We start from the raw sequence: 24,629 nt of genomic DNA, 5'->3' as shown, positions 1-24,629 counted from the left end.
CTCGACGCCGCTACTATAGATCTGTGTCTGCCTCCGCACATGCCCCCGATGCCGTGCCAGCCGTTCAAGTGCTCTTGGCTACCTATAACGGTGCCCGTTTCCTGCGGGAGCAGATCGATTCTGTACTCGAACAGCAAGGTATAGCGGTCCACATCCTTGCGCGCGATGATGGCTCCGGGGACGGCACGCAGGAAGTGCTGGCAGAGTACGCCAGCGCACTCCCTAACCGTTTTGAAGTACTGCAGGACGACGTGCGCACCGGTACTGCTCGCGGTAACTTCGGTCTTCTGCTTCAGGCAGCGACAGGCGCCTATGCCGCCTTCTGTGATCAGGATGACCTCTGGATACCGGACAAGCTCGCCGTCAGCATGGCACGCATGCTTGCCATGGAGGAACAACATGGAGTGCAGACTCCACTGCTTGTCTATACCGACCTTCGCGTGGTCGATGAGCGACTCGCGACGGTAAGCGAATCTCTGTGGCAGAGCAACAGCCTTGCTCAAGCACCGCGCCCAACTCTTGCGGGCCTGCTCTCAGAGAACGTCGTCACCGGATGCAGTGCTCTGCTGAATCGTGCGCTCATTGATCGCATGAAGACGATGCCTGCAACCGCACAGATGCACGACCACTGGGCTGCACTTCTCGCGAGCAGCCTTGGCGCTATGACTGCCGTCCCGCGCGCGACCGTGCTCTACCGCCAGCACGCCAGCAATGTCGTCGGTGCAGTCGTGGGTGAGAAGTCGCTGGGCCAAAAAATCGGACGCTTTGTCAGCGAGGAAGGCGTCGCTGCACGGCGAAAGCAATACCGTGCGGACCGCGCACAAGCGCAGTCGCTGCTCGAACTTTATGGCGCGGAGATGACGGCCGAGCGGCGTGCCGTTGTCGAAGGCTTTCTGAGTATGTGGGACTTGCCGAGGATTGAGCGACTGATAACTACGTCGCGACTGGGACTTTGGCGGCCGGACAAACAACGCCGCATCGCCCAGGTCATTGACTTACTGCGCACGAAGTAAGTGGTGGAAGCATCTCCACCACTTATCTTTGACTGCTCGTTTGCTCAAATGTGACAAGCCACCATGCCGCGCTTCTCAAGGTACTTCTGGTGATATTCCTCTGCCTTCCAGAAGGTTCCCGCAGGCTCGATGGCTGTAGCGATCGGCTGGCGAAAGACTCCCGCTGCATTCAGATCTGCGATCTTCTCCCTCGCCTCGCGCCACTGCTGCTCATCGTGCACAAACACGGCACTCCGATACTGCGTACCAAAATCAGGACCCTGTCGATTCAATTGGGTTGGATCATGCAGGGAAAAGAACTGATCCAGCAGTGCGTCATAACTCACTCGCGATGGATCGTAGGTTATCTGCACAGCCTCTGCATGACCGGTACTGCCGGTACAGACATCTTTGTAAGTTGGGTGATCGATCGTGCCACCCTCGTATCCAACGGATGTTTCCAGAACTCCGGGAATCTCATCCAAGCGCGCTTCCACGCCCCAGAAGCATCCCGCAGCAAATGTTGCGATTGCCTTTGCCACTACAACTACCTCCTGCTACCGGACCGCGGCAGTGCAGCCCCCGATCCAGCACAGGCATTTTGATGCCACAGACCCTCATTTGTCACCCACCTTGAAGGTGAAAAGACGATGACCGCACGGACGCGCAACCGCTGGTATTGTGAGCAGTGCGGCACGCCTTTACGCTGTGCCCGGAGGACGACATTGGACAGAAGAAAGTTCATGGCAACGGCTGCAGCTTCGTTGCCCGCGATGGCAATGGTTGAGGGACAAGGTATGGCACAGGCACCGGCAGCACCCAGGGAGTTCTACCAGCTGCGGCGTTACGAGCTGCGCAACGGCCCACAGACCACCATGGTGCAAAACTACTTTGCGCATGCGCTGATCCCCGCGCTAAACCGCATGGGCATCGACCGCGTCGGCACCTTCAAGATTGACATCGGTCCAGAGACACCGACCTACTACGCGCTTATCCCGTCCACATCCGCCGAGATGCTGCTGACGCTCGACATGCGCCTGCCAGACTATGCCGAGTTTAGCAAGGCCGCTGCAGAGTTCTGGGCAGCGCCTGCGACCGCCACCGCCTTCCAGCGATCCGAAGTTTCAATGATGGGCGCCTTCAACGGCTTCCCGAAGCTCATCGCACCCAAGCCCACCAAGCGCATCTTCCAGCTCCGCACGTACGAGAGCCCAAGCTACGCAGCGCACGCCAAGAAGGTTGGAATGTTCGAAGGTGGCGAGATTGCCATCTTCCAGAAGTCCGGACTCACCCCCGTCTTCTTCGGCCACAATCTCGCAGGCACGCGCCTACCGTCGCTGACGTACATGCTCACCTTCCCGGATCTCCCGACACTCAGCGCCAACTGGTCCGTCTTCGGCAGTTCACCAGAATGGAAAGAGATCTCGCACCGCCCGGGCCTGAGCGATGCAGATATCGTGAACAACATCACAAACCTTTACCTAAGCCCATTAGCGTCATCGCAGATTTAGTTGACGCCATCCCAGTGCTGCACGCATCTGCTGCGTATGAGCATGATGCATGCAGCACTGGTCGACCGCTTTGGAGTTTCCCCACGCTACGGCGAGATCGAACAACCGGAACCCACCGAAGACGACGTTCTGGTACGGGTGAAGGCTGCAGCATTGACTAACCTGGTACGGGGACAGGCAAGCGGTACGCACTACAGCTCCGAACCAGTCTTCCCTGCCATCCCCGGCAATGATGGCGTCGGTACGCTGCCCGACGGCACGCGTGTCTACTTTGTCGGACCAGAGACCGGCTCCATGGCAGAGTGGACTGTCGTCGACCGTAGACGCACCATCGCTCTGCCCGATTCGCTGGATGACGTGACCGCTGCAGCGCTGGGCAATCCTGGCCTGGCCACGTGGGGTTCTCTGCTGGGACGCGCAAACTTTCAGAGCGGGGAAGCCGTCCTGATCAACGGGGCCACCGGCACCGCGGGCCGTCAGGCCATTCAGGTCGCAAAGTACCTGGGCGCATCCCGTATCGTTGCCACAGGTCGCGGTGAAGCAGCACTCGAAGGCCTTCGCGATCTTGGTGCCACCGAGACCATCTCGCTCAACGGCACCGATGAAGAACTTACCAAACGCTTCGATCCGGTCGTTCAAGGCGGTGGCATCCAGGTCGTACTCGATTACCTGTGGGGACCATCAGCACTCGCCATCCTCACGGCATGCGGCGGTCACGGCTCGCTGCGCGGCGAACCCCGCATCCGCTTCGTGCAGATCGGCGCTATCAGCGGCCGCACCATTCCTCTGCCCGCAGACATCCTGCGCTCGTCCGGCGTAGAAATACTCGGCAGCGGCCTCGGCAGTCTATCCGCGCAAGCCATCCTGGAATCTTTGCGCACCATGTATGCCGCTGCGGCGACGACAAAGTTCGTTATCGAAACGGAGACTGTGCCGCTGAGCGATGTGACCAACGCATGGACACGCAATACGGGCGGGAAGCGATTGGTCTTCGTTCCCTGAGCGCTCGCAGGGTCTTCTCAAAATTCCGCTGAGGTACATCCTGATGTGCTCGCACGAGTTGACGTTCGCAATCTTTCGGAGAGGCATGGCTTCAGCCGCCAACCCCGCTCGCAAAAGGAAACGGCTTTAGTCCCTGAGGGATTTCTCCTCAGCGGCTAAAGCCCGGTCCTCTCTGGTGATCGAGATGGCATGGCCAGAGCCGTGCCCTCAAGAATATTTCCAACACTGCTAGAACCGAGGCCGAGCTCCACGTGAACCGGTCTTCTGGCCCATCTGCTTGAGCTTCGCAGCATCCGGCAGCTTGTGCTTCCGCTCGACCTTCTTACCGGCCGCAGCGCGGCCCAGGGCCATCACCTCACCCGGCGTCAGCTCACGGAACTCACCCGTCGGAACATCAAGCACCAGCGCGCCATAACCAATGCGGCGAATCTTCTCGACGTGATGTCCGATCTCCTCGAACATCTTGCGCAACTGACGATTGCGACCTTCGGTCAGCGTGACCTCGTACCACGGGTTCTCGCCACCACGCGCCAGCTCCACCTTTGCGGGCGCGGTCAACACACGATCGCGGCGCTCGCCACGAGTCTCCGCCAGGCGGCCGCGATCGATCATCACGCCGGTGCGCAACTGGTTGATCGAGTCCTCGGTCGGACGTCCCGCCACCTTCACCAGGTACGTCTTCTCAACGGAGTTCGCCGCCTTCGACAACGAGTTGGCAAGGTCGCCATCGTTCGTCATCAGCAGCAGACCTTCGGAGTTGTAATCGAGACGACCAACGGGATACAGCCGCACATCGAGCTTCTTACCGGACAGACGTGCCGACTCCTTCAACAGGTCGACAACCGTATCGCGGCGCTCCGGATCTTCCATCGTCGTCACGTAGCCGCGTGGCTTGTTCACCATGAAGTAACGGTGCTCCTGAGGGCCCTGAAGCAGCTTGCCATCGACACGGATGTGATCCTTCGCAGCGTCGGCGCGCGTCCCCAGCTCGGTAATCACCGTGCCATTGACCTGAACGCGGCCCTCCAGGATCAGTTCCTCAGCCTTGCGGCGAGAGGCGATGCCGGCGTCGGCAAGAATCTTCTGCAGACGCGTGCCTGCAGGCTTTTCCGGTTCGCTAGGCTTTAACTTCTTCGACGCCTTCGATGTGATCTTCTTCACTTCCGGAGTCTTCGCCAGCTTCGTCTGTGGCACGTACAGCGGCTTGTCCTTCGATTCCCTGTTCTTCATCGTTCCCTCCCGCTGCGCTCTCCGCAGTGGCTTCCTCGTTATCGTTCGTTGTCGTCTCGACAGGCGTCTCAGCCGTCGATGGAGTCTCTTCACTCTCAGCCGCAGGCTCATTCACATCGCGGATCATCTCCGCGTCGCCGCGCGCATTCGCTTCTTCGATGATGCCGTCCGCGCTGCCATCCATTGGCAGGTCTTCCTGTTCCGCAAGCTCGCCGGCCATACGCTCAAACTCTTCCATCGACGGCAGCTCGTTCACGTCCTTCAGACCGAAGCGCAATAGGAAATCGCGCGTCGTCTTGTAGAGCATCGGCCGACCGATCACCTGCTTGCGGCCGGCCGTCGCAATCAGCTTCCGCGTCATCAGGCCGCCCAGCACACCGGCCGAATCGACACCACGAATTTCTGAGATCTCCGCAGCCGTCACCGGCTGCTTGTAAGCCACAACGGCAAGAGTCTCGAGCGCAGGCAGCGTCAGCTTCAGCGCCGGCTTCAGGCTCTTCACGAAACCGCGCACGGCATCGTGATATTCGGGCTTGGTGCCCATGCGAAAGCCGCTTGCGACTTCACGAATCTCAATCCCACGGTCGCTCTCCGCATACTCGCGGATCAGGCTGTCACACACCCGCCGAATGTGATCCCGCACAGCGCGATCGCGGTCCCGCTGCAGACGCTTCTCTGCCTCCGTATCCGGCTTCGGTTCGACGCTCTCCAAGCCCTCGTCAGCAAGTTCGGACGGTTCCGCCGTCGCTTCCGAGTTATCAAGCTCCGCAACCGCCTCAGGCTCCACAGGAGCGCCATCCGGCGTAGCGCCAGCGACTTCGCCCTGATCGACGGCCTGCTCTTCCGACGAATCGGCCTCGTTCGACTCACGTGTACCCGCCTCCAGCACACTGCGTCCGGTCTGTTGCTCATCCTTGCCTGTCTGTTCGGGCTCGCCGTCCAGCGGCAACGTCGACTGGTTCGCGGCGATCTCATCCAGTTCCGCCTGCGCTTCGCCGGCCAGCAGGCCCACAAGCTGCGGCAGTGTGACTGGTTCTTCGGAGGCGTAGATGACAGCTTCGATCTTGGACTTGAGGCTCATTCGTTCGGGTTTGCGCTCGTCTGTAGGTTCGTCCGGCTCGGTTCGCGGGGCCTAAAGCAGTGTACCTGCCCGCGCCCGCCGACCGTGCATCCCATTCTGTCAGGGGAGACCGAACGTGGCAGAACTGGAAGTGATTCGGGGCGACATCACGAAGCTGGCAGTCGACGCCATCGTAAACGCCGCCAACACAAAGCTCAAAGGTGGAGGAGGGGTCGACGGCGCCATCCATCGCGCCGCGGGCAAAGCCCACCTGCTCGCCGCCACGGCACCCCTCGGCGGTTGTGCAACCGGCGACGCGAAGGCCACACCCGGCTTCAACCTGCCCGCAACATGGATCTTCCACACCGCAGGCCCGGTCTGGAGCGTCAAACGTGGCGGCAAAACTGCCGAAGACGCCAAGGATGCCCTGCTGCGGAGCTGCTACCGCCGCTGCATGGAACTCGCCCGCGAGCACAACGTGAGGTCCATCGCCTTCCCGGCTATCAGCACGGGCGTCTATCGCTTCCCACCCAACCGCGCCGCAGGCATCGCCATCGCAACCGTCCGCGAACACCTGCAAGCCAGCGGCGTCGAACGAGCGATCTTCTGCTGCTACAACGAGGCGACAGAGGCCATCTATCGCGCTCTGCTAGCCTGACCGAATGAACCGCCGGGAATTCCTAGCCGCATCCGCCGCCGTACTCACAACCACACGTGACAGCAGCGCATTCGCCAGCAGCGAACCCACCTTCCGTACAAGCAACACGCGCTGGCAGGCGACCTACGACAAGGCTCTCAGCGTCCTCGCGGGCAACGTGCAGATCATGCCCCGCTTCCCCGGTCCCGTGCTCATCGAAGGCTCCTCCTACGCCGGCATCTGGATGGAGTGCGGCCCGCACGAGGCACTTCTCTACCGCAAGTTCCGCCCTGACGCCGCGCGCAACAGCCACCTCACCTTCTTCGAGCTGCAGAAGGAAGACGGCCAGCTCCCCGCGAACAACAAGGCCAACGTCACCTCGCCCGGCTGGGCGCAGATCCAGATGGTCGTCCCCATCGCGGCAACCGCGTGGGATCTCGCAAAGGCCACGGCTGACCACGAACTGCTGGAGAAGGCATACGCCTCCTGCTCGCGCTGGGACGACTGGCTCATGCGCTATCGCAACACGCGCGGTACCGGCCTCGTCGAGGGCTTCTGCACCTATGACACCGGCATGGACAACAGCCCGCGCTGGCACGGCATGGCCAACGCCTGCCCCGACGGCAGCGCCCGCAACATCCCGAAGAATGCCTCGCTCCCACGGCTCTGCCCGGACCTATCGGCCACCACCTACGGCGCGCGCATCGCCCTCGCAGCCATGGCGCAGGCGCTTGGCAAAACGGCTGAAGCAAGCATGTGGCAGGAGAAGGCAGCCACCATCCGCCAACTCATCCTCAGCAAGCTTTACGTCGCAGAGGACGCAGCCTTCTACGACGTGGACGCGCAAAACCACTTCGTCAGGATCAACTGCGACATCCTCTCGCGCGTCTGCAGCGAACACGTCCCGGACCAGCAACTCTTCGACACGCTGTGGCAGCGGCAGATTCATCGCCCCGAAGGTTTCTGGCCGCAGTTCCCCATGCCATCCTCCGCAATCGATGAGCCGACCTTCGTCCGCCCCATCCCGCGCAACTCCTGGGGTGGATCGTCACAGTCGCTCACCGCCATGCGCGCATCACGATGGATGGACCACTACGGTCGCTCCTCCGACTTCGCCTGGATGATGGATCAATGGTGCGAAGCCCTCCAGAAAGACCCCACCTTCCGTCAGGGCATCGACCCCGTCAGCGGCACCTTCTCCCCCGACGAGGCGCCAAAATACTCGCCATCATCGCTGGTGATGACCACCTACACATGGCGCCTGGCAGGCGTGCACGACGAAGGCGATGAGCTGTGGTGGAACATCCGCGCCGGCCATCCCGCCGCACAGAACGCCAGCTTCCGCATGAAGGCCAATGACGGCAAGATCGCCGAGATGCACTACACCGGCAAATCTGCAAGCCTGTCGCTGAATGGCAGGTTGATCGCAACCCTTGAGAGTGAAGGTGCCCGGTTGATTACGACGAAAGACGGCACGCCCAAGGCACTCGTCGGCATCAGCAACCGGACGCCATCGACGACAGTAAGTCTGCGCATTCCCGGCAGACCGAAGTCAAAGCGGTCGTTGCGAGCGGACGAGTATGTCGACATCACGCGTTAGAGCGGACACATGGCTTAATGCCGGCCCGGGTGGCTGATGAGTTGTCTGGGGCCTGTCCTGTTTAGCTGTTCGATGGCTGATCCCAAGAAGGCGGGCTGTAAGCACGCGACTCCCCAGCCCAGGCAAAGCCCTGGGTCAACGGTTGCATTTCGTGCTGCGGGCTGTAAGCCCGCGACAAAGATTGGCAGCTACCGATATCGCAGGCAGCGAGAGAGTTTGTCGCGGACCTTCAGTCCGCAGTGCTTTCCTCGTCCCGACACCCAGGGCCTTGCCCTGGGCTGGGAAGTCGCGGACCTTCAGTCCGCAGTGCTTGCCTCGTCCCGACACCCAGGCCTTGCCCTGGGCTGAGAAGTCGCGGACCTTCTGTCCGCAGTACTTCACTCGTCCCGACACCACGGGGCCTTGGCCCGGCTGGGAAGTCGCGGACCTTCCGTCCGCGCGTTAGCGCCAGTCGTCCCGCATGCGTTCCTGGTGCGCCAGCACTTCGTCGAACTCGTCGGTCTTCTTAATCAGGATGTCCCCGAACTTGTCCGACTGGCGCAGCAGGATCGCCTGCAGCCGTACCAGCTCCAGCATTGCCAGGAACATGCAGATCAGCGCTTGTTGCGAGTGCGTATTTTGCAGCAGCTTCCGAAGGCTCGTCGGCTTGTCTTCGAGCATCAGGCGACGTTTCGTGTACTCGATCATCTGGGCTACCGTGACGGTCTCTTCGTTCACGTTCAGCACAGGGCGCTTGCGCAGCCGCTCGATGATCTCGCCGAAGACACGCACAAGGTCCGTGGTGTCCGCATCGATCTCCCGCTCGGCACTCACCTGTTCCTTGAACTCGCGAATCCCCGGCGTGGTCCATGTCGCGTCTTCGATCTGCTGCTTCTGCATCAGCATCTGCGCGGCGGCCTTGAAGCGTTCATGCTCCAACAGCCGCTCGACCAGTTCACGACGCGGATCCTCAATCTCACCTGCGGCAATGCCGCTCGCTTCACGCGGTAGCAGCATCTTGCTCTTGATGTGAATGAGCAACGCAGCCGTGTAGATAAAGTCGCCGGCAGAGTCGACGTCCGTCTGCTTCAGCGTCTCGGTGTAAGCCAGGAACTGTTCGGTCAGGCGAGCAATCGGGATGTCGTAAATATCGATCGATTGCCGACGGATCAGATCGAGCAACAGATCCAGCGGGCCATCATAGACGGCTCCCACGGTGAGCATGAAGGGCGACTGCGAAGCCTCTTCCTTTGGAGGCGAAGGCTCACGCTTCTTCGGCTGCTTTGCCGGCTCCGGCGTCGGAGGAGACTGCAGGACCAGCGATTCACCGGCAGGCGCCTGCGGTTCCGCCTGCTCGCTCCCCCGCTCTTCGAGTTCGACCGTCTCGCTCACTTGCCTTCAAGTATCGCGCAATAGGCCGGTGGCCATCGAGCGGAGGCTGAGGAAAGCTGGGGACAAAATACCGAAACGATCGCGGGTCACGCTACCTGGCGGCATCACCGAGGGGGTGCCCCATTCATGACGGCTTCATCGTCATGAGTGGGTTGCACTGTTCCAGCCAGGGTCGCGCTTCGCGCGATATCCCACTCATGCGCAAAGAAGGCGCATGAGTGGAGCACCGGGTCATGGGACGAACCGGCTCAGCGGGCATACCGGGAAAGTGAGAACCTTACTCCGCCGTAGCCGCAATGTTCGGCACGTCTTCCTGGTCGCCCTCCGGCGTGAAATTGCTCCCGGGCGCCTGATCGCTCAGGTCCACCTTACCCTGCGGAGCAAGATTGCTATTGGCCGCGCGGTTCGCATCCATTGCGGGCGCGGGCTTCGGCTCATTCGGTACGAACTTCTCATCAGCAGCATTGCTCATCGGGTTCTCCTCTGGCGATGTCTGATGCCTCCGAAGTTCTAGTGGCTTGCTCGGGCAAGGCCCATCGCGACGCGGACCTCGCGCATGGTGGCCTCAGCAACAGAACGGGCGCGTGCCGCGCCTTCTGTCAAAATTTGCTCCACCTTCTCCGGCTGCGCCTCGTACTCCGCACGGCGTGCGGCGATGGGTGCGATCTCGCGAACGATGCTGTCCGCCGCCCAGCCCTTGCACTCGATGCAACCAATGCCGGCGCTGCGACACCCCTCGTAGACCTTCGCCATCGTCTCCGGTGAGGAGAAGACCTTGTGCAGATCGCCCACAGGGCAGACATCCGGATCGCCAGGGTCGGTACGGCGAACACGCGCGGGATCGGTCACCATCGTCTTCAACTTCTTGCGGACGTCGGCCTCGCTCTCGGTCAGGGCAATGGTGTTGCCGTAGCTCTTCGACATCTTGCGGCCGTCGAGTCCGGGCAGCTTGGGCGAGGGCGTAAGCAGCACCTTCGGCTCCGGCAGGATCGCGAGCTCAATCAGGTTCTCGCTCACCTCTGCCTTCATCAGTTCCTTGTCCGACTTCGCCGCTGCGACCTCTGGCGTGACTGCCGAACTATAGAGCTGGTTAAAGCGACGGGCGACCTCGCGGGTCAGCTCGACGTGCGCCACCTGATCCTGCCCGACGGGAACAAAGGCCGGCTTGTACAGCAGGATGTCCGCGGACTGCAGCAACGGGTAACCCAGGAAGCCATAGGTCGCAAGATCCTTCTCGCGAAGCTGCTCCTGCTGGTCCTTGTACGTCGGCACGCGCTCGAGCCAGCCCAGCGGCGTCAGGTTGCCAAAGAGCAGGTTAAGCTCCGCGTGCTGCAGCACATCGCTCTGCCGGAACATAACGCAGCGTTCGGGATCCAGGCCGGCGGCGAGAAAGTCCAACGCAACATCATGCGACTTCTGCCAGACATCGCCCGGATTCGCGTAGTCGGTCGTCAGCGCATGCCAGTCGGCAATGAAGAAGAAACAGTCGTACTGGTCCTGCAGACGCACCCAGTTGTACAGCGCGCCCATATAGTTGCCCAGGTGCAGACGGCCCGTGGGGCGCATGCCGCTCAATACGCGGCGCTTGGCTTGAAGATCATTCATGACTGCTCTGAGGATAGCTGAACCGCGCGGATCGGAAGGACAAGGCCGTCACCATCGAGCGGAACAGCAACCCGGGTGCCGCATGAAGGCCCGGGCGCCCCATTCATTGCACAGCAAAGGGTCGGTTATTCGCGCAAGCGAACTATTCTGGACCATCCACATCGCATGAAGCGTCGCCTAGGCACGGCACCCTACCCTTTCTCACAAAGCAGCGAAATAAGCGGGCACCCAAGCGTTCGGCTCAGCGCGATGCTTCTGAGGCACAAATTAAGCCGACAGCAACAGCCGGTTGAACAAGGTAAACGCCGGTCCGTAGAAGATGTTCAGCACACCCGAACGCATTAACAGGTACAGGATGATCAGGTTCGCAAACCCGCCGATGTTGTCATACATCTGCAGCGCGTTATACGGCAGGTAGTGCCGCAGGATGCGCGATCCATCCAGCGGCGGTACTGGCAGCAGGTTGAAGATGGCCAGCAGCAGGTTGATGACGACCGAACTGTAGAGCAGCAGCGAGATGGGGAAGATGGCCGACTGCCCCTGCAACGTTGCTCCCTCGATGCGCGCGGAGAGCAGCGCCGCGTTCAGCACGGCGACCTGGCCGCCGGGAAACGCATGCTTGATGATCAGCAGCAGAATCAGCGATGCGACCGCCAGCAGCACATTCGAAGCAGGTCCGGCGAGCGTGACCAGGATGTCGTCGCGCTTGATGTTGCGCAGGTTGCGCGTCGTTACCGGCGTTGGCTTCGCCCATCCCAGCAACGGAAAGTGTGCGAACGCACTCACCAGCGGCAGCACCACGGACCCAAGCGGATCCAGATGCCGGATAGGATTCAGTGTGACGCGGCCCATCAGGCGAGCGGTCTGATCGCCAAAGAACGACGCCGTCCACGCATGCGCAAACTCGTGGAACGTCAGCGCAAAGATGAGCGCGGCAAACTCGAAAAGGATGAGTGCAACTTCCTGGTTCATACTTCTCGCGAGTCTACCAGCGCGGCGTTTCGAGACTCCCGCTCAGGCGCCCGCCGCTACCGTTCCAGCGTTCCGCGGATAATGCGCGGCTTGCTGTCGTCGATGCACGTGCCGGGGCGCACGATCGTGTTGTCCTCGAACGTCAGCGTGTAGCCTCGCTCAAAACTCACATCGCGATAGAACCGCACATTCTTCCCCAGACCGGCGAAGATGTGCTGGCCAAGCATCGCCCGGAAGCGTAGCCCCAGCCAGAGATTTGCGCCGAGAACCGTGCGGTCGAAGCCCCGCCAGAACCACAGCAGCGGCTTGATGCTGTTGAACTTTTCCCGATCCAGGTCGGCTTCCATCTCGGCCGGCAGCGTCACGTTGCGCGGGTCGATGGACTCGGCCAGGACTGCAAGCGGCAGCTCGCTGATGAGAGCAGCATTCATGCGTCCACCGTGCGGGCGCCCCAGCAACAGCGAATGCAGCTCGTCACGCACGATTTCGCTGCGGCGTGTGCAGGTGTTGTAGCGCGTGAACTCCGCGTTCAGGTGTGCCAGCCAACGGCGATAGATCGCCTCGGCTTCGGGCAGCGGACGCGGAACTTCCGGGTGAACCTGTGTCTCGGTAGGCGCTTCCTGCGTTGCGGTGGTCATGGCTGGCTCCCTGTCGTGCGCACCCTCGTTATACGCCTGTCTACTCCCGGATGGCTCGCAGATACCAGGACAAAACAGGCAACCAGAAATCCGGGTGTCCCGTTCCTTGCGAAGCGAAAGGTGGAGTGGAGTGCCTCAGGAAACTCTAAAGAACGCAAAGTTCCCGAAAGCCCGATCTCCGCTCCACCCGAAACTTCGTGTTATTCGATCGCAAAGATCGCAAACACTGTCGCCGAACGTTCCACACGTCGCGCCGAGATGCTCAGCGGCTTCACATCCGCAGACTTCGCCCGCATCGCCATCGCCATCATCGGCACGGGCCGCACCTGCTCCTGTGCCTGGTTGCTTGCGTACAGCAGCGAGCCCACCTTGATGTGCAGACCCTCCGCCATACGAGCGGCGATCACCTGCGCGTGCGCCAACGCCTTCGCGCTCGCCGCAGCCTCCAGCATGCTGCCGTCCTTCATCTCCCAGCCGATGGAGCCGCTCTGATTCGCTCCGGCCTTCACCGCAATATCCAGCGTCTTCGCGGCAGCATCGGGTGTGGTGCGGACGCTCCAGCTCTGCGTGATGCGGAACTTCATGTTCTTCAGCGCAGCCGGCAGGTTTTTGAGCTCAAACTCATTCAGAGGCTGCAACTGCTGGTCCTGGCTCTCAATGGCCTCGGCAGGGACTTTTGCTGCGGCAAGCGCCTCGGTGATGGCGTTGGAGCGGCGGGATCCCTCGGCGTAGGCGGTCTGCTCATCCTCGCCGTAGGCCTGGTAGCCGATCTGCACGACGGCCTGGTCAGCCATTGCAAAAGCCATATCCGTCGCCGTCACCGTGATGCTGCGATTGTCCTTGTTGATCCCCAGCGTCTGCGCCACCTGCGCCTGCGCAGCAACACTCGTAACAACCGCGAAAACAGCGGCAAGCCAAACCTTCCTCATCTATGCATCCTCCCGCTGCAACAGTTTCTGCAGCGTCACTTTGTGCTTGGACGTACGCCGGGCCGCCCGCGTCTTCTCGTCCGGAATCACGACCTCCGGCGGTGGCGTGCCGACGCGATCCCGCGCATTCGACTTCACCGCTTTCGTCACCGAGAACACTTCCTTCTTCGCCCTGCTCATCCCGGTCACTCCTGGCCCACCGATTCGCGCGGCCATGCCGTAAAGGATTATGCTCTCCCACGGAGGCTCACAAACATGGAAGAGCGTGACTTTTTTGATGAGCGGACCGAGCCCCGGACGATGACGCTGACCTGCACCAAGTGCGGCGTCGCGGGTGAGTACGCGCTGAACTGGATCGTGCGCCGCAAGAAGAAGCAGCTGAACGGCCGTGCCGACGAACGGGACCGCGCCCGCTTCGCAAAGGCGATGAACTACATGGTGCTGCGGGACGACACGGCAAACTGCACCAATCCCCGCTGCCGCAAGCGCTTCGACATCGCCGGCATCAAGACCATGGCGTTTATCGACTAACGGTGTCCGATTGCAGCTACAGGGACTGCATCGAATGTGGTGTAATAACTGAGAAGATTTCCCGCAGGAGACTCCAAGTCCGATGAGCCACGCACCTGTTCTTACATCCGAGCGCCACCTGACCCCGGCCGAAGTTGAGATCGTCGACCGTCGCCGCCGCCGCGGACAGTTGCTGCTCACCATCGGCTTCCAGACCGCAATCATCACCACGCTGGTGGGCGTTCTGTGGGTCGGCCAGGATCTGACGCACTCGCCGGGCTGGGTTCACCCCATGTTTTACTGGGCCTGCATCACCGGCACCATCTCCGTTGTCTGCCTGCTTTCGGGCATCAGTATGCGCCGCGGCTTCCATGAGTTCACCAGCTACTAGGCACCTTCGGTAGTCGGAAGTTCCAAGACCCGTGCCCTGGCACGGGTCTTGTCGTTGACACCCGAATACCGATCAAAGAGAGTTACGTCCAACCAACAGATCCTCGCATCCAACAATAGTTAGCCCCATGGCCACAACGCTCCCCATTCCGGCAGACGAACCCGCGATTCTGCCGGCAGACGCCCAGCCGCGTCTGCGCGACCGCTTTGGCCGGGCCATCACAGACCTGCGCGTCGCCGTCACCGACCGCTGCAACTACCGCTGCGTCTACTGCCGCACAGGTGAGCATGGTGCCGAGCACAGCGAACTGCCCATCGCCGCCTACGCAAAGATGGTGCGACTGATGGTCGAGATGGGCGTCGAGAAAATCCGGCTCACCGGCGGCGAACCGCTCTTGCGAGCGGGCCTGCTGGATCTGATTCGCGACCTTCGCACCCTGCGCACGGCCTACGACAAGCTCGACAACGCAACCGAAGACGGCAAGCCGCTCGACATCGCCATCACCACCAACGGCCACCTGCTGGCCGGCATGGCGCGCGACCTCAAGGAGGCTGGGCTGGACCGCATTACGGTCAGCATGGACGCCGTCGATCCCGAAACCTTCACACGCATCACCCGCGTTCCCCGAGCCTTCCAGAAAGTCCTCGACGGCATTCATGCCGCTCAGGACGCCGGCCTCTCGCCCGTCAAGGTCAACTGTGTGCTGCTCCGCGGCTTCAATGACGACCAGATCGAAGGATTCGGCGAGTTCGCCCGGCGCGAAGGCGTTATCCTCCGCTTCATCGAGTTCATGCCGCTGGAAGAGGACCGCATCTGGTCCCGCGACACCGTCGTTACGGAAGCCGAGATCCTCGAACGCCTCAACAGGGTCCTGCCGCTCGTGTCACTGCCCGCCAACGCGCTCAGCGAAACCGCCCGCCGCTACGGCTTTGCCGACGGCATCGGCGAAATCGGCATCATCGCGCCGGTTTCGCGGCCCTTCTGTGGTCACTGCTCACGCATCCGTCTCACCAGCGACGGCAAGCTCCGTACGTGCCTCTTCTCCCAGGTTGACCACGATCTCTACGGGCGTATGGCACGCGGCGCTGACGATAACGGCCTGCGCGACTACATCCGGGCGGTCGTCCATACCAAGGAGCAGCGCCACCACATCGGCGAGGCGGGCTTCCTCAAGCCATCCCGCTCCATGGTGCATATCGGCGGTTAGACCCCCGATTTTTTGTCACGGAATTCATCTCTCCCATAAAAACCTGACGGCATTTGGCCTTCTACAACTTTCGTTGTAGATCGCCATGCCGTCCTTGCACGTATTTGACTTCGTGGCATCTGTTCACCCGCGGATACGCGTGTTTTACTCATCCAATAGCGACACGAAGATCGTCCGGGGTTACACCAATCCAGAGCACGACCCGCAGCGGAGATCATGGCAAGAAAGTCACAGAAAGACCTAGAACTCGAATTCACGCACGCCATCCAGCAGGACTACACGCGGCTGTTCCACGATGTTGCCCGCGCGCTGACCTCCACGCTGGAACTGGAAATCGTGCTCACCACCGTTATGACCAAGATGGCCCAGTTCTTCGGTCCGGAGCGGTGGTCGATGATGCTCGTCGACAAGGAAAAGAACGACCTCTATTACGTCATCGCGGTCGGGGAAGACAGCAAGAGCCTGCGAGGCCTGCGCGTTCCCATGGGCGAAGGCGTCGCCGGCTGGGTGGCGTTGACGGGTAATCCAATGGTCGTCCCGGACACGAGCGTCGAGCCCCGATGGCAGGAATTCAGCCGTAAGAATCCTGGCCTCAACATCAACTCCATCGCCTGCGTGCCCGTCCGGTCCGCAGATGGCGTGGTGGGTGTCATCCAGTTGCTCAACAGCAAGGTCGACCTGCTCAGCGATTACTCCATCCAGTTCCTGCGCGTGCTCTGCGACTTCACCGCCATCGCCGTCCGTAACGCCGCGGACATGGAGCGGATTCACCTGCTCTCCATCTCGGACGATTGCACCGGCCTGTTCAACGCAAGGCACCTGTACACGCTGCTGGAAGAGCGCCTGGCGACGAATCAACGCGCGCCCTTCAGCCTGCTCTTCCTGGACCTGGACCACTTCAAGAGCATCAACGACACACACGGCCACCTGGTCGGCAGCCGCCTGCTGGCCGAGGTCGGCGACCTCATCAAACAGACCATCGGCCCCGCCGTACCGGCCTTCCGCTATGGTGGTGACGAGTTTGTCTGCCTGCTGCCCGACCACGGCAAGGTCGCCGGTCGCGAACTGGCCACAAAGCTCTTCTTTGCTCTGCGCGAGGCACGGTTTCTTGAGGGTGAGGGTCTGTCGCTGGAACTGCGTGCCTCTTTCGGCATGGCCACCTACCCGGATGACGCGCGCGATATCGAGGGCATCATCAAAGCCGCCGACGACATGATGTATCACGTCAAGGGCACCACGCGAGACAACCTTGCGGTGGCAGGCATGGGATCCATCTTTTCGCCCGGTACCATCGACGGGCATGAGACCTCTACGGCTGCGAACGACGCGGTGCCAGCGATGGCGCGCGGCGGACTTCCGGCAGAATCGCGTCGCGATTCGGTCCCGCAGTAGGCCGAACCCCGAAGTCCCACACGCCGGTATTCACCGTCTTGTCGTCGATCACTTCGATCAGCGCATACTCGCCGAAGCTCAGTGGCTCTTTCGGCACGATCTTAAGCCAGTGGCCACCGGGCATCAGCGTGCGAGTCGTTTCGACCACATCTGCCTGACGCTTGGTGCTGCCGAGCAGGCCGATGCTGAAACTGGTCACAATCCGCACGTCGCGCCGCACATCCACACGCACGATCACATACTGGCTCTTCGGCGAGGGTGATTCAATCTTGCGGCCGCGATTGCCGTTGGTATCCACCTCGAAAGCGCCACCGCGCGCCGGCTCGCTCTCTTCATCGTCCATCCGTACGTAGATCTCCGGATCGGCCACATGCAACTGCACCGGCGCTGTCTGTCCCTTGATCTCAACCAACTGGTGCGCGTGCGCCATGGGGTTGAGCGTCTGCCGCAGGATGTTGTGGGCCTGTTGCCGATTCAACTCGCCATCGGTCTGCTGCAGGATCGCAAGCTGCGGCTGGCCCCGGTAGGTGTCCAGCACGAGGATCGAATCCTCATCCGGCAGGTGGAGATCCTTCGCCACCTCGGGACTGTGGGCCGCACGGTCTGCCTCTTCCTTCGCCAGTTCCGGATCAATCTGCACCGCAGGGGCCCCGCTCCGCTGTGCCTGCGCCTGTTGCTCCCACGTGCGAGTCTTTTCAAGGTCCACGAGATTGAGCGGGATGATCTCCTGCTCGGCGCCACGTTCGGCCGATAGATAGAAGACGTTGCTTCCTTTAACCGTGTACGAAAGCACGACCTGGAACGAACCGTCCTTCAGATAGAGCCGCGTCCGCCGCAACCCGTTCCCCGGCGAAGCTTCAAGAGGCAACGAAGGCCGCTCCTGCGCGCGCACCATCGGCGCAGCAAAAGCGACAAGACAACCGCATAGCAACACAACCCGAGAAAAAGACATGGCCCGCACAGCAGTTTAGACGCAAACCAAAAGCGACCAGCCCAACCAACCGGGTGCCCCATTCCTTTCCGAAGGAAAAGGGTGGGCTATCCGCGCAAACCGCGAACCCGGACGGTTTTATAGGCACGATAGCCGAGCGTTCGGAAGGGCGCAGCTTCAGCTGTGCCCTTCCGAACGACTAGACACGCCGGGCGCCGGGTGCCCATTCATGCGCGCTCCATGCGCATGAGCGGGTTCCTGCAAAGCGCGACTTCCTGCGAAGGCAGAGCTTTAGCCACCCCATCGACCGGGTGCCCCATTCATGCGCGCTCCATGCGCATGAGTGGGTTTCGCGCAAAGCGCGACTTCTGTCGGAGGGGCATGGCTTTAGCCATGCCATAACAGCCCCAAGGCAAGATCGGCTTCAGCCGCTGAGGGATTTCATGCCCGTGGTGTATGGACCACTCACCCGGGTGCCACACCAAATCCCGTTCACCAATCAAGGAACCAAGCCAACCCACAACACATCCAACGAACCATGAGCATTCAGAAGACGTTCAAACTCGGCGGCGACCTCGAAATCAACCGGCTCGGCTACGGAGCCATGCGTATCACCGGCGAAGGCGTGTGGGGTCCGCCCAAGGACCACGACGGCGCCATCAAGGTTCTCAAGCGAGCGGTCGAAATTGGCGTCAACTTTATCGACACCGCCGACAGCTATGGCCCCTACGTCAGTGAAGAATTGATCGCGGAAGCTCTTGCTCCCTACAAGGCCGGCGTCGTCATCGCGACCAAGGGTGGCCTCTGCCGCGTAGGTCCCAACAAGTGGCTGCCCGTCGGTCGTCCGGAATACCTTGAGCAGGAAGCGTTGATGAGCATGCGCCGCCTGAAGGTCGAAACCATCGATCTGTGGCAGCTCCATCGCATCGATGCAAAGGTACCTGTCGAAGAGTCTCTGAAGCCCATCGTCAAGCTGCAGAAGGCTGGCAAGATCAAGCACATTGGCCTGAGCGAAGTGACACCGGCAGAGATCGAACAGGCCCGCAACGTCGCAGACATCGTCTCAGTGCAAAACGAATACAACATCGGTCAGCGCAAGAGCGAAGCCACCGTCGAATACTGCGACAAGCACAACATCGCCTTCATTCCCTGGTTCCCCGTAGCCGCCGGCAAGCTGGCCAAAGAAGGCGGCCCGCTCGACACAGCAGCCAAGCAGCACAACGCAACCGTCTCACAACTTTCGCTGGCATGGCTTCTACATCGCAGTCCGGTCATCCTGCCCATTCCTGGCACCACCTCCATCGAGCACCTCGAAGAAAACTTCAAGTCGCTCGACCTCGAATTGAGTGACAGCGAATGGCAGTCCCTCGAAGCTGCAGCTAAATAACTAGAGGGCTGGGCATCAACCCTTAACCATGACTCTGGGTTTCCCATTCATGCGCTCCTGGCGCATGAGTGGGCATCGCGCAAAGCGCGAACGAACCGGCTTGCTGGCTGCCGTGGGGATACCAGGAACCACAGTCTCATGGCCGTCGGAGCGTGATAACCCCTCATCATCAAAGACTCCAGGGCTTGACACGCACGATAGAATAAAACCAATGCGAAACGGGAGAGCCAGGCGGCTCTCCCGTCTTATTTTCACGGTAAGTGATTTGTTTTCTGTTTTTTGCGAATAAGTCTCTTGTTATCTAATATTTGCAGAAACGGGAATCGTCAAACCACCTGTTTTGAGATATTTACGAGAAATTAGAGGGGGGGGAGGGTCCCGGTGCCGGTCACGGCAGTTGAAAGTCGACCACCGCTACCGCGCTCATTGGAACGGTTTTTCCACCTGCCGTCCACGGTTTGTACCGCCAATGCTGGATAGCATCGACGGCAGCATCCCGCAGCATCGGTGGACCGCTGACGACGCGCGCTGAGACGACGTTGCCGGCGCGGTCGATCTCAGCCTGCACCTTCACTTCCCCCTGCACATGCGCCGCGGCGGCAGCGGCCGGGTAAGCGGGTGTCGGACTATAAAGCAGGTTTCCTGCCATGATGCCGATCGAGGTTGGTCGGACGACGCCAACAGGGATGGCAGGCGTGCTGCCGGAGTCGTTTGGAGCGCCCGGTGCCCGAAGATCGGCGACCATCGTTCCGCTGCCGTTCAGCGGCATGCGGCGCCGCAGCAGTCGCGGATATCTGCGGCCGTCCGTGGTCGCATCCGCATCGGGCAGAGCAGCATAAGCCGGAATGGTGCTGGATCCAAGTTGTTTGCTCAACGCATCCGCCGGAACGGTCGTCGGCGCAGGATGCGTGGTGCCAGAACGAGCGATCAGCGGAGCCGCTGCAGCCGGCGTAGCCGGCCGTACGATCGGCGACGGTGTCACAGCCGTTACCGCCGAGACTGTCGAGCGCACGATGGGAGCTGCTGCTTCAGGATTGCCGGCAATGGAGGTCCCGGGAACCGCTGAGCTTGCAACGCTCGCAACCTCAGACGCCTCGCGCGCAAGTCGTGAAGTCGAGTCTCGCGCGATCTCCGGTCGAACCTGTGAGGTCGCCGGAGTGGACCGTGCAATGGACTGGCCGCCGGTTGCGTTTTGCCGCGTCTCAGCCTGTCCCGGCGAGACGTCTGTGGATGCCGAGGTTGTGGACGGCAAGGCTGTGGGCGGCGAGGCAATCGTCGATGCCGCAGGAGCTTCGGCCCCGGAAGATGGCTTGCGGTACTGCCAGACGGCAAGCGATCCCAGCACCAGCACGCAGAGCGCGAGCGCAATCGCCCAAGTGGTTCGCTTCCCTGCCGCTCGCTCCGGTTCGCGGTATTCAGTGTCCGCGCGAAACGGTTCCGCAGCCTCTGCAGCCACGTGCGTTGTTGCCGGGTGTGCGGTCCATACCGCGTCAGCAGCGGGAAGCACAGTGTCCGCGGGCGCTGCGACGCTTGGCACGAGCCGTATCGGTCGCGAGTCGGTCGTGAGAGGCTCCGGCGCCTTGGTGTGGGTGGGAGCGTCCATCGACCGCCGCGCCTCCATGACGAAGCGCAGCAGGTCATGTGCATCATCTTCGGTCGTCTCGGCCGCGAAATGCTGGCCCGCAGCCGCGATCGCAAGCACGCCCAGCAGATCCGAAGGGCTGACCGTGCCGCCACAGCGATCGATCAGAACCCACACGTGAAGAATCAGGTCGCGATGAAAGGCGCGGTCGCGCAGCAGGCTCGCAGCCACGGCAGAAAGCGTGTCGGCGGTACCAAGAGCAAAGCCAGCCTTGCTCAGAAAGTCACGAAGCTCAGCGATCTCAACTGGATAGCGCGATGACACGTCTTTCAACTGGAGCGGTTGCAACATAAGCAGTAGGACCCTTCGGAACGGATACGGGTTGACAGACGAGGAGAGAAAACTCCTCTCCTTATCTACGCAACCTTACCCTCCTAAGGGAGACGTGCCTACTGCCCAATCGTTCCATGTGTCGCGCCGAACCGGACCACTTTATGCCGACTCGGCTTCTAGAAGAAGCCGAATCGCTCACTGCTCGATCATGCGTGAAGTGGATTGGCACGCGCCGCGACCGGCGCCGACGAGGCAAATACGTCCTTCACGACGCAATTCGGCTTCTCTGCAACGCCGATCTCACTCCTGTGCGGCCTTGGTAACCCTTTGCCCGCTTCCTGACTCCACAATGCGTCGGGAAGCGGTTGTTGAGCAGCGTTCTGGGCTGGTGGATAAGTCCATCGGTGAACGAGGTCATAGCACTCACAGGCAAGCGGCAAGAGGCCCTTACGATCAATGATCTGAATCGTTCCACGGCGACCCCGGACAACACCGCTCTCAAAGAGTGGCTGGAGCAGCAGAGAGACCGTGGGACGGCCTATCCCGAGCATCTCGGCGAGCGCATCCTGCGTGAGCGGAATGGACGACGACTTTGTGAGGTCGGCAGTGGTCAGCAGCCACCGAACCAGCCGCGAGAGTGCCTGATGGTGAAGATTACACGCGCAGATCTGCGCCGTGATGCTCATCTGTCGCTGCGTCAACTGCAGAATGCACGCACGGAACTCGGGCGAGCAACGGAAGAGCTCGGCCAGGTGCCGACTCGGCACTCTCAGTCCTTCGCCCTCGATCCTGACGACACAGTCTGCGTTCCCCGTGTCCTGTCCCAGGAGTGTCGCGAGTCCAGTCATGCTCTCGCTGCCGAATGTCGCCACATCCGCAACCACGCCATTCGCCAGCATGACCGCCATTGAGGCCAGTCCCGAAGCAAGGAACACATGGCTCGTCGCTGCCGATCCTCGATGCTGGAGGACCATCCCAGGCACCAGTCGGATTGGCCGAGCAAACGCAAGAATACTTTCCAGCAGTGGAAGCGAAAAACTGTCGAGAGGAACGTTTCCGGTAAAGCCCATCAAGTCACCGCTTTCCGCTGCAACGAAGACGTGCCCAACTTGGGCCTGGATGTCCTGTCTAAGTAGCAAACAGCCACAGCTTCGCGTACTACCGAAGCCATGGATGTGATGGCGGTCACAGTTGGAATGTGAGGCTTCTGAAAGACGTCACATGCAGTTCGCGATGTCCTGGGTCAGCAACTCACCTTAGTGGACGCGGCGGTCCATAGGATTTTCACGGAGCAGCTTCGCGAATTCCTGCGGTGCTACGGGCCGACTGAAATAGTAGCCTTGCGCTTCGTCGCATTGGCTGTCCAGAAGAAATGCCGCTTGCTGCCTGGTCTCCACGCCTTCCGCAACGACCTTCAGATTCAGGCCGCGAGCCATCCCGATCACCGCCGTCACGATGGTTGTTTCCTCTGTAGAGGCACCAATCTGGTGAATGAACGATTGGTCGATCTTCAACGAGTCAATCGCGAACTTTCGAAGATAACTCAGGCTCGAGTATCCGGTCCCAAAATCATCAACGGCCACTTGCACACCGAGATGGCGAAGGGTCTTCAGGATGGACCCAGCCGCTTCCGCATGCTTGATCAAAGCGCTTTCAGTCAATTCCAGTTCAAGGCAGGTCGGATCCAGATTTGTCTCTTCCAGGATAGCAAGCACGCCATCGAGGAAGGCCTCATTGCGGAACTCAATCGCAGAGATATTCACCGCGATGTTCCTGATCGGCAGCCCGACGTCTTTCCACTGCTTGGCCTGAATACAGGCTTGCCGAAGCACCCAGTTACCAATCGGGACGATCAATCCCGAGTCTTCCGCAACGGGAATGAACTCGACTGGCGAAACAGACCCGCGCACAGGGTTGGTCCAACGCAGCAGAGCCTCCGCGCCGGTGATCTCTTGGGTTACAAGGTTGACCTTCGGCTGGTAATGGACAGAAAACTCTTCACGCTTAAGCGCCACGCGAAGGCTTTCTTCAATGCCCTGCCGCTGAACCGCTCTTACATTCATTGCGGACTTGAAAAATTGAGAGCTGTTACGACCATTTTCCTTTGCCTGGTACATCGCGGTATCTGCGTTCTTGATGAGCGTTTCCGCATCCAGGCCATCATCCGGATACACACTGGTGCCAATGCTGGCGGTGATATGCAACTGATGCTGGTTGATCGTGTGTGGCTCCGCCACCGCATGCAACATCCTGCGTGCGGTAATGTCCGTGTTATCCGGGATCTCTACTTCTGAGAGCAGAACGACAAACTCATCACCCCCCTGCCGGCTAACGGTATCGGAACTACGCACGCAATCCACCAGCCTCTTCGCGATTGACTGCAAAAGTTTGTCGCCCGTGGAGTGGCCCAACGAATCATTGATGTGCTTAAACCCGTCCAGGTCGAGAAACAGGACGGCAACGCGTTTCTGATGGCGTGGTGCCAGTGAGATCGCTTGATCGATCCGGTCATAGAGTGTCATTCGATTCGGAAGGCCAGTAAGAAAGTCATGCTTCGCCAAACGCAACATCTGCCCTGACATGGCGCGGGCCGCACTGACATCCCGAAACACGATGACCGCTCCCTCGGCATTTCCATCCTGGTCAAAGATCGCCGAAACAGAATCCTCAATAGGCACTTCGAAACCATCTCGGCGGATCAGGATGCAGTTTGGAGGCATGGACGATGCGCTACGCTCCTCGCCCGGCGTGGCCACTTCAAGCGAGACAAGCCGACGCGTGGTCGCATCCAGAATGACGAACGTCTCCGCCATAGAGCGTCCAGTCGCCTCCAGCAGCGACCATCCAGTCATCTTTTCGGCGGCCTCATTCAAAAAGGTGATATTGCCTGCGTTGTCCGTGCAAGCGACGGCATCGCCGATGCAATTCAACGTGGCCTGAGCGCGCTCCTTTTCTGCAAAGACTGCGCTTTGCATCGACTTGCGCTCCACGGCATAGCGCAGCGCGCGGATCAGGCCGCGAGTCTCAATCTCGCCTTTGATGAGATAGTCCTGCGCGCCGTGCTGCAACGCGATAGAAGCCAGCGCAGTATCGTCGTACCCAGTAAGAACAACCAGCGGCACATTTGGTGCAGCCTTGCGTGCCCGGAGGATCGCCGGTGCGCCTTGAGCATCCGGCAAGCCAATGTCTAACAGGATGAGGTCGAACGGCTTGGACTCCAGATAGTACTCTGCTTCCAGCATGCTGGTCACGTGGCTCAGTTCTGTCGGATGCGTGTGCGCCTCGCTGAGCATTTCGCGCAGCAGACGAGCATCTCCCAGGTTGTCTTCCACAAGCAGGATCCTCATCG

The 24,629-nt window shown here is 60.8% G+C and carries 24 protein-coding genes; 10 read left to right on the top strand and 14 right to left on the bottom strand.

The features are described 5' to 3' along the window. Window positions 1-23 precede the first annotated feature (23 nt). Window positions 24-1,013 (top strand): glycosyltransferase family 2 protein, encoded by a 990-nt coding sequence (locus tag BLW03_RS16035; protein WP_074655058.1) that lies wholly within the window; start codon window positions 24-26, stop codon window positions 1,011-1,013. A gap of 44 nt (window positions 1,014-1,057) precedes the next feature. Here BLW03_RS16035 and msrA read toward each other — a convergent pair whose 3' ends face one another. Beyond that, window positions 1,058-1,534 carry a peptide-methionine (S)-S-oxide reductase MsrA gene (gene msrA / locus BLW03_RS16030; RefSeq protein ID WP_074655057.1) on the bottom strand — a complete coding sequence of 159 codons (477 nt, stop codon included), beginning with the start codon at window positions 1,532-1,534 and terminating at the stop codon, window positions 1,058-1,060. A gap of 201 nt (window positions 1,535-1,735) precedes the next feature. Here msrA and BLW03_RS16025 point away from each other — a divergent pair, with 201 nt between their 5' ends. Both BLW03_RS16025 and BLW03_RS16020 read left to right on the top strand, forming a co-directional pair. Further along, on the top strand, window positions 1,736-2,503 hold the full coding sequence (locus tag BLW03_RS16025; protein WP_244502119.1) for an NIPSNAP family protein: 768 nt from the start codon (window positions 1,736-1,738) through the stop codon (window positions 2,501-2,503). A 42-nt stretch (window positions 2,504-2,545) separates the two neighbouring features. Then, window positions 2,546-3,505 carry a quinone oxidoreductase family protein gene (locus BLW03_RS16020; RefSeq protein WP_244502118.1) on the top strand — a complete coding sequence of 320 codons (960 nt, stop codon included), beginning with the start codon at window positions 2,546-2,548 and terminating at the stop codon, window positions 3,503-3,505. Window positions 3,506-3,733: 228 nt separating this feature from the next. Here BLW03_RS16020 and BLW03_RS16015 read toward each other — a convergent pair whose 3' ends face one another. Next, window positions 3,734-4,666, bottom strand: coding sequence for a pseudouridine synthase (locus tag BLW03_RS16015; protein WP_074655055.1), 933 nt, complete (start codon window positions 4,664-4,666; stop codon window positions 3,734-3,736). Beyond that, window positions 4,623-5,816 (bottom strand): SMC-Scp complex subunit ScpB, encoded by a 1,194-nt coding sequence (scpB, locus tag BLW03_RS16010; protein ID WP_074655054.1) that lies wholly within the window; start codon window positions 5,814-5,816, stop codon window positions 4,623-4,625. The genes BLW03_RS16015 and scpB overlap by 44 nt, the downstream gene beginning before the upstream one ends. 115 nt (window positions 5,817-5,931) lie before the next feature. On the opposite strand from scpB, the gene BLW03_RS16005 reads away from it, so the two are divergent. Both BLW03_RS16005 and BLW03_RS16000 read left to right on the top strand, forming a co-directional pair. Continuing rightward, the gene (locus BLW03_RS16005; protein WP_074655053.1) at window positions 5,932-6,453 is read left to right on the top strand and encodes an O-acetyl-ADP-ribose deacetylase; all 522 of its coding nucleotides are present in this window, start codon (window positions 5,932-5,934) and stop codon (window positions 6,451-6,453) included. A 4-nt stretch (window positions 6,454-6,457) separates the two neighbouring features. Continuing rightward, window positions 6,458-8,032, top strand: a complete 1,575-nt coding sequence (locus tag BLW03_RS16000) for an MGH1-like glycoside hydrolase domain-containing protein (RefSeq protein WP_074655052.1) — start codon at window positions 6,458-6,460, stop codon at window positions 8,030-8,032. A gap of 441 nt (window positions 8,033-8,473) precedes the next feature. On the opposite strand, the gene BLW03_RS15995 is transcribed toward BLW03_RS16000, so the two are convergent. From BLW03_RS15995 to BLW03_RS15965, 7 genes are all read right to left on the bottom strand, one after another. Beyond that, window positions 8,474-9,403, bottom strand: coding sequence for a segregation and condensation protein A (locus BLW03_RS15995; RefSeq protein ID WP_074655051.1), 930 nt, complete (start codon window positions 9,401-9,403; stop codon window positions 8,474-8,476). Between the two features lie 277 nt (window positions 9,404-9,680). Further along, window positions 9,681-9,875 (bottom strand): hypothetical protein, encoded by a 195-nt coding sequence (locus BLW03_RS15990; protein ID WP_074655050.1) that lies wholly within the window; start codon window positions 9,873-9,875, stop codon window positions 9,681-9,683. Between the two features lie 38 nt (window positions 9,876-9,913). Continuing rightward, on the bottom strand, window positions 9,914-11,008 hold the full coding sequence (gene trpS, locus BLW03_RS15985; RefSeq protein WP_074655049.1) for a tryptophan--tRNA ligase: 1,095 nt from the start codon (window positions 11,006-11,008) through the stop codon (window positions 9,914-9,916). Window positions 11,009-11,275: 267 nt separating this feature from the next. Beyond that, the gene (locus BLW03_RS15980; protein WP_074655048.1) at window positions 11,276-11,980 is read right to left on the bottom strand and encodes a site-2 protease family protein; all 705 of its coding nucleotides are present in this window, start codon (window positions 11,978-11,980) and stop codon (window positions 11,276-11,278) included. A gap of 56 nt (window positions 11,981-12,036) precedes the next feature. Further along, window positions 12,037-12,618, bottom strand: a complete 582-nt coding sequence (locus tag BLW03_RS15975; protein WP_074655047.1) for a hypothetical protein — start codon at window positions 12,616-12,618, stop codon at window positions 12,037-12,039. Window positions 12,619-12,818: 200 nt separating this feature from the next. Beyond that, window positions 12,819-13,547: an SIMPL domain-containing protein gene (locus BLW03_RS15970; RefSeq protein ID WP_074655046.1), complete on the bottom strand. Its 729-nt coding sequence runs from the start codon at window positions 13,545-13,547 to the stop codon at window positions 12,819-12,821. After that, window positions 13,548-13,727 carry a hypothetical protein gene (locus tag BLW03_RS15965; protein ID WP_074655045.1) on the bottom strand — a complete coding sequence of 60 codons (180 nt, stop codon included), beginning with the start codon at window positions 13,725-13,727 and terminating at the stop codon, window positions 13,548-13,550. A gap of 75 nt (window positions 13,728-13,802) precedes the next feature. On the opposite strand from BLW03_RS15965, the gene BLW03_RS15960 reads away from it, so the two are divergent. The 4 genes from BLW03_RS15960 to BLW03_RS15945 all read left to right on the top strand — a co-directional run bounded on the left by BLW03_RS15960 (window position 13,803) and on the right by BLW03_RS15945 (window position 17,047). Then, window positions 13,803-14,078 (top strand): hypothetical protein, encoded by a 276-nt coding sequence (locus tag BLW03_RS15960; protein WP_074655044.1) that lies wholly within the window; start codon window positions 13,803-13,805, stop codon window positions 14,076-14,078. A gap of 82 nt (window positions 14,079-14,160) precedes the next feature. Then, window positions 14,161-14,448 (top strand): hypothetical protein, encoded by a 288-nt coding sequence (locus tag BLW03_RS15955; protein WP_074655043.1) that lies wholly within the window; start codon window positions 14,161-14,163, stop codon window positions 14,446-14,448. 127 nt (window positions 14,449-14,575) lie between these two features. Continuing rightward, a complete protein-coding gene (moaA, locus tag BLW03_RS15950; protein WP_074655042.1) occupies window positions 14,576-15,655 on the top strand; it encodes a GTP 3',8-cyclase MoaA in 1,080 nt (359 codons plus the stop codon). A 216-nt stretch (window positions 15,656-15,871) separates the two neighbouring features. Then, window positions 15,872-17,047, top strand: a complete 1,176-nt coding sequence (locus BLW03_RS15945) for a sensor domain-containing diguanylate cyclase (protein ID WP_074655041.1) — start codon at window positions 15,872-15,874, stop codon at window positions 17,045-17,047. Here the strand turns inward: BLW03_RS15945 and BLW03_RS15940 are convergent. Beyond that, window positions 16,965-17,915: a hypothetical protein gene (locus BLW03_RS15940; protein ID WP_083350754.1), complete on the bottom strand. Its 951-nt coding sequence runs from the start codon at window positions 17,913-17,915 to the stop codon at window positions 16,965-16,967. The genes BLW03_RS15945 and BLW03_RS15940 overlap by 83 nt on opposite strands. 601 nt (window positions 17,916-18,516) lie before the next feature. On the opposite strand from BLW03_RS15940, the gene BLW03_RS15935 reads away from it, so the two are divergent. Next, entirely contained in the window at window positions 18,517-19,365 is an 849-nt protein-coding gene (locus BLW03_RS15935; protein WP_074655039.1) for an aldo/keto reductase, read from the top strand. A 388-nt stretch (window positions 19,366-19,753) separates the two neighbouring features. Here the strand turns inward: BLW03_RS15935 and BLW03_RS15930 are convergent, their stop codons facing one another. The 3 genes from BLW03_RS15930 to BLW03_RS15920 form a co-directional block, all read right to left on the bottom strand. Further along, window positions 19,754-21,298, bottom strand: coding sequence for a TonB family protein (locus BLW03_RS15930; RefSeq protein ID WP_074655038.1), 1,545 nt, complete (start codon window positions 21,296-21,298; stop codon window positions 19,754-19,756). Window positions 21,299-21,486: 188 nt separating this feature from the next. Then, on the bottom strand, window positions 21,487-22,254 hold the full coding sequence (locus BLW03_RS15925) for a Crp/Fnr family transcriptional regulator (RefSeq protein WP_170835057.1): 768 nt from the start codon (window positions 22,252-22,254) through the stop codon (window positions 21,487-21,489). Between the two features lie 282 nt (window positions 22,255-22,536). Then, window positions 22,537-24,627: a putative bifunctional diguanylate cyclase/phosphodiesterase gene (locus BLW03_RS15920; protein WP_074655036.1), complete on the bottom strand. Its 2,091-nt coding sequence runs from the start codon at window positions 24,625-24,627 to the stop codon at window positions 22,537-22,539. Between the last annotated feature and the right edge of the window lie 2 nt (window positions 24,628-24,629).

Source organism: Terriglobus roseus, assembly GCF_900105625.1.
Lineage (GTDB): Bacteria > Acidobacteriota > Terriglobia > Terriglobales > Acidobacteriaceae > Terriglobus > Terriglobus roseus_B.
This window is presented reverse-complemented; position numbering and strand designations above follow the sequence as displayed.